Origin of the sequence: Nocardioides sp. NPDC057772, assembly GCF_042798075.1 — a bacterium.
Lineage (GTDB): Bacteria > Actinomycetota > Actinomycetes > Propionibacteriales > Nocardioidaceae > Nocardioides.
Genome location: NZ_JBHVKN010000204.1, coordinates 4,357 through 9,203, shown reverse-complemented (window position 1 = coordinate 9,203; position 4,847 = coordinate 4,357). Strand labels below are relative to the sequence as shown.

4 protein-coding genes are annotated in these 4,847 nt (G+C 73.3%); all 4 read left to right on the top strand.

What is annotated here, in order from left to right; all coding sequences use genetic code 11:
* Positions 1-149: 149 nt before the first annotated feature.
* Positions 150-2,219, top strand: a complete 2,070-nt coding sequence (locus ACFVJS_RS23380) for a primosomal protein N' (RefSeq protein WP_378885527.1) — start codon at positions 150-152, stop codon at positions 2,217-2,219.
* A gap of 55 nt (positions 2,220-2,274) precedes the next feature.
* Complete coding sequence (gene def / locus ACFVJS_RS23375; protein ID WP_165111506.1) at positions 2,275-2,820, top strand: peptide deformylase; 546 nt, start codon at positions 2,275-2,277, stop codon at positions 2,818-2,820.
* Positions 2,820-3,740, top strand: a complete 921-nt coding sequence (gene fmt, locus ACFVJS_RS23370; protein WP_378885525.1) for a methionyl-tRNA formyltransferase — start codon at positions 2,820-2,822, stop codon at positions 3,738-3,740. Before def ends, fmt begins: the two co-directional genes overlap by 1 nt.
* Before the next feature lie 106 nt (positions 3,741-3,846).
* Positions 3,847-4,847: transcription antitermination factor NusB (locus ACFVJS_RS23365; RefSeq protein ID WP_378885523.1), on the top strand; the 1,001-nt coding region annotated here is incomplete at its 3' end.

Sequence of the window (4,847 nt, the reverse complement as noted above, 5' to 3'; positions counted from 1 at the left end):
TTCCTGCACTTCTCGGGCATTGCAACACCCGAGAAGTGCAGGAATTGCCTGAGAAGTCTGGCGCCTGTCCCGTGGGACGGGCGCCAGGCTACGTTCTCGCGAGGCTGCTGTCACGTGCCTGTCGGCGGCTGCTGGTAGAAATGACCTCTGTGAGCCGGGGACCGCAGGAGGCAGCCGGGGCAGCCGAGCTGGAGCTGCCCGGGCTGGTGCGCGACCGGGTCAAGGAGGGACGGGCGAAGGCGGCGGCGACGCGGGCGCGCAAGGCCGCCGAGGCGGAGACCGCAGAGGTGGACCCGGTCGCCAAGGTCCTGGTCGACCTGCCGATGGCTCATCTGGACCGGCCGTTCGACTACGCCGTTCCGGCCTCGATGGCCGAGGAGGCGCGGCCGGGCGTGCGGGTCAAGGTGCGGTTCGGGCCGAAGGACGTGGACGGGTTCGTCGTCGCGCGGGCGGAGGCTTCGGAGCACACGAAGCTCCAGCCGCTCAAGCGGGTCGTCAGCTCCGAGGTAGTGCTCACCCCGCAGGTCGCCGCGCTGAGCGAGGCAGTCGCCCGGCGCTACGCGGGCCCCCGGGCCGACGTGCTCCGGCTGGCCGTTCCGCCGCGGCACGCGTCGACCGAGAAGGAGCCGTCGCCGCCGGCTCCCGCGGCCCCGCAGTTCGACCCCGCCGCAGCCGCCGCGGCCTGGGCAGGCCACGAGCCAGCGGCCGCGTTCCTACGCCACCTGGCGACCGGCGGCGCCCCGCGCGCGGTCTGGCACGCCGCGGCCGCCACCGACCACGCCGACCTGATCGCCCACGCCGCCGCCGCCACGCTGGCCTCCGGGAGGGGCGTGCTGGTCGTGGTGCCGGACTGGAAGGACCTCGCCCGCCTCGACACCGCGATGACCAATGTGCTCGGGGAGGGTCAGCATGCCGTGCTGGCAGCGGACGCCGGCCCGGCCCCGCGCTACCGAGAGTTCCTGCGGGTCGTCCGGGGTGCGGTGAAGGTGGCGATCGGCACCCGTGCCGCTGCCTTTGCACCCGTGCGTGACCTCGGACTCGTCGTCGTCTGGGACGACGGCGACGACCTGCTCGCCGAGCAGCGCTCGCCCTATCCGCACGCGCGGGACGTCCTTCTGCTGCGGGCCGAGCAGGAGCGCGCGGCCGTGCTCGTGGGTGGCTTCGCCCGGACCGTCGAGGCCGGGTTCCTGGCCGAGACGGGCTGGGCGCAGGAGATCCGTCCTACCCGGGCGCTGGCCCGGGAGCGGGTGAGCGTCGAGATCACCGGCGACACCGACTTCGACCTCGAGAAAGACCCGCTCACCCGAGCCTCCCGGGTTCCCCGCGAGGCCCACGAGGCGATCCGCGCCGCGCTGGCCACCGGACCGGTCCTGCTGCAGACCCCGCGCCGCGGATATGCCGCCTCTCTGGCCTGCGATCGATGCCGTACGCCGGCCAGGTGCTCGGCCTGCCAGGGGCCGCTGCAGCTCGGCGGCCCGGCTTCGCCGCCGACCTGCGCCTGGTGCGGCCACGTCGAAGCGGCGTGGGCGTGCGGCGCCTGTGGAGGATTCGGGCTGCGAGCGCCGATCATCGGCGAGGCCCGCACGGCCGAGGAGATGGGGCGCTCGTTCCCAGGGGTGCGGGTGGTCACCTCCTCGGCGGGGACGGTCAAGCAGACGGTGCCGGGCACACCGGCGATCGTGGTCGCGACGATCGGCGCCGAGCCCGTCGCCGACGGCGGCTACGCTGCCGTGCTGCTCCTCGATACGTGGCTGCTGCTGGGGCGGCCGGATCTGCGTACGGACGAGGAGGCGCTGCGCCGCTGGAGCAACGCCTCCGGGCTCGTGCGACCCGGCGGACGAGTCCTGGTCGTGGGCGACCCCGCGCTGCCGGTGCTGCAGGCGCTGGTGCGTTGGGACCAGCCCGGGTTCGCGCAGCGGGAGGCGTCGGCGCGGCAGGAGGCCCACCTCCCGCCGGCGTCGCGGATGGCCACCATCACCGGCACACCCGGCGCGCTCGACGACGCGCTCACCCTGCTGGCGCTGCCGCCGGGCGCGGAGGTGCTGGGACCGGTCCCCGCCGAGCCGACCTCGACCGGCGAGCCACGCCTGCGGGCAGTCGTACGCGTCCCCAGATCTCTCGGAGGCAAGCTCGCCGAGGCGCTCGGAGAGCTACAGCGGGTGCGGTCGGCGCGCAAGCTCGACCCGGTGCGGGTCCAGGTGGATCCGCCGGCGCTCTGACCACGGCTCAGCCCACGTATTGTGGACCCGACACGCTCGACCATCTAGGAGAACAGTGGCAGTCCAGCCCATCCGACTCTTCGGCGACCCCGTGCTGCGCAAGCCAGCGATCGAGGTCGTTGACTTCGACAAGGAACTGCGCAAGCTCGTTGCCGACCTCACCGACACCATGCTCGAGGCGCCGGGCGCCGGACTGGCCGCTCCACAGATCGGCGTGAGCCTGCGGGTCTTCACCTGGTACGTCGACGGCCAGGTGGGTCACCTGGTCAACCCGGACCTGACCCTGTCGGAGGAGACGCAGGACGGGGGAGAGGGCTGCCTGTCGCTGCCTGACATCACCTTCGACTGCCGCCGGGCCATGTCGGTGGTCGCGAAGGGCTTCGACATGCACGGCGAGCCGGTCACGATCGAGGGCTCCGAGCTGCTCGCCCGCGCCATCCAGCACGAGACCGACCACCTCGACGGCATCCTGTTCATCGACCGGCTCGACGAGGCCGCCCGCAAGGCGGCGATGAAGGAGATCCGGGAGTCGGAGTGGTTCGGCCTGGAGAAGCCGACCGTGAAGATCTCGCCGCACGCGACGAACGGGTTCGGGTTCTGATGAGGGTCGTCTTCGCAGGTACGCCCGAGGTCGCCGTACCGTCCTTGGACGCGATCGCCGCTTCCCGCCACGAGCTGGTCGGCGTGGTCACCCGGCCCGACGCTGCCCAGGGCCGCAGCAAGCGGCTGGTGCCCTCTCCGGTGGCCCAGCGGGCAGAGGAGCTCGGGGTGCCGGTGCTCAAACCGGAGCACCCCCGCGAGCCCGACTTCCAGGCCGAGCTGAAGGCGCTCGAGCCCGACTGCTGCCCGGTGGTCGCCTACGGTGCGATGCTGCCGCAGTCGGCGCTGGACATCCCGCGGCACGGCTGGGTCAACCTGCACTTCTCGCTCCTGCCCGCCTACCGCGGCGCGGCTCCTGTGCAGCGGGCGGTCTGGGCCGGGGAGGAGATCTCCGGCGCGACCACCTTCCGGATCGTGAAGGCGATGGACGCCGGTCCCGTCTTCGGCACGATGACCCAGGCGCTGGCGCCGGATGAGACCTCCGGTTCTCTCTTCGAGAAGCTGACCGAGGGTGGGGCCGGGCTGCTGGTGTCCACGCTCGACGGGATCGAGGACGGCACCCTCGAGGCGCGCGAGCAGCCCGCCGACGGCGTCTCCTACGCCGACAAGATCACCGTCGACGATGCCCGCATCGACTGGACGCAGAACGCGGTGGCCATCGACCGGCAGGTCCGCGCCTGCACCCCGGCGCCCGGAGCCTGGACCCTGCTCGACGGCGAACGGTTCAAGGTCGGTCCGGTGACGATGACCGAGGACACCGCGTCCCCCGGCGAGCTCGTCGTCCGCAAGAACGAGGTGCTCGTCGGCACCGGCACGACGGCCGTACGCCTGGGCCGCGTGAAGGCCTTCGGCAAGAAGGAGATGCCGGCGGCCGACTGGGCCCGCGGCGTACGTCTGGAGTCCGGTGTCGCCTTCGAATAGGAGGCGCCCCGGCCGGAGGCCCCAGGGGCCGCGGCGACCGGGAGAGCGGGGCGGCACCAGGCCCACGGATCCGGCCCGGCTGGCAGCGTTCGAGGTGCTCAAGGCGGTGCGGGTCGACGAGGCGTACGCCAACCTGGTGCTGCCCCACGTCCTCGGCCGCCTCGGGCTGGAGGGTCGCGACGCGGCCTTCGCCACCGAGCTCGCCTCGGGGACGCTGCGGCAGCAGGGCACCTACGACGCCGTGCTGGCGGCCTGCATCGACCGTCCGCTGGCCAAGGTCGAGGCGAAGGTGCTCGACGTGCTCCGGTTGGGGGCGCACCAGGTGCTCTCCATGCGGGTTCCCGACCACGCCGCGATCTCGACCAGCGTCGACCTGACCCGCGCCAAGGTCGGCCAGGGGCCGGCCGGCTTCGTCAACGCCGTCCTGCGCAAGGTCACCCGCAAGTCCCTGGACGAGTGGGTCGCCGAGGTCGCGCCCACGCGCGAGCAGGACCACGACGGCTGGGCCGCCGTCGCCTTCAGCCACCCACGCTGGGTCGTCGAGCGGCTCGCCGAGGCCGTCGGCCGTGACCAGGTCGACGCGCTGCTCGAAGCCGACAACGTGCCGCCGTCGGTCACGCTCGTCGCCCGTCCCGGGCGTGCCACGGTCGACGAGCTCGGCGGTACGCCGACGCCCTACTCGCCCTTCGGGGTCACCCTCGACTCCGGCTCACCGGCCGGGATCGACGCGGTCGCGGAGGGGCGCGCGGGTGTCCAGGACGAGGGCTCGCAGCTCGTGGCCATCGCCCTGGCCGAGGCGGAGGTCGAGAGCGACAGCGAAGCGCCTGAGGTCTGGCTGGACCTGTGCGCCGGCCCCGGCGGCAAGTCGGCGCTGCTGGCGGCGCTGGCCGCGCACCAGGGCGCCGCCCTGGTCGCCAACGAGCGTCAGCCGCACCGCGCCGGACTCGTCCTGGCCAACCTGACGGACCGCTCGGCCGGATCACAGGTCGAGGGTGTCGCCGGCGTCGTCGCGGGCGACGGCACCCGGCCGCCGTTCAAGGACGCCACCTTCGACCGGATCCTCGTCGACGCCCCGTGCACCGGCCTCGGGGCACTGCGTCGCCGGCC

What these genes read in the sequence shown, in the direction of transcription:
- fmt (WP_378885525.1), top strand. Translation starts at nt 2,820, where the DNA reads ATGAGGGTCGTCTTCGCAGGTACGCCCGAGGTCGCCGTACCGTCCTTG.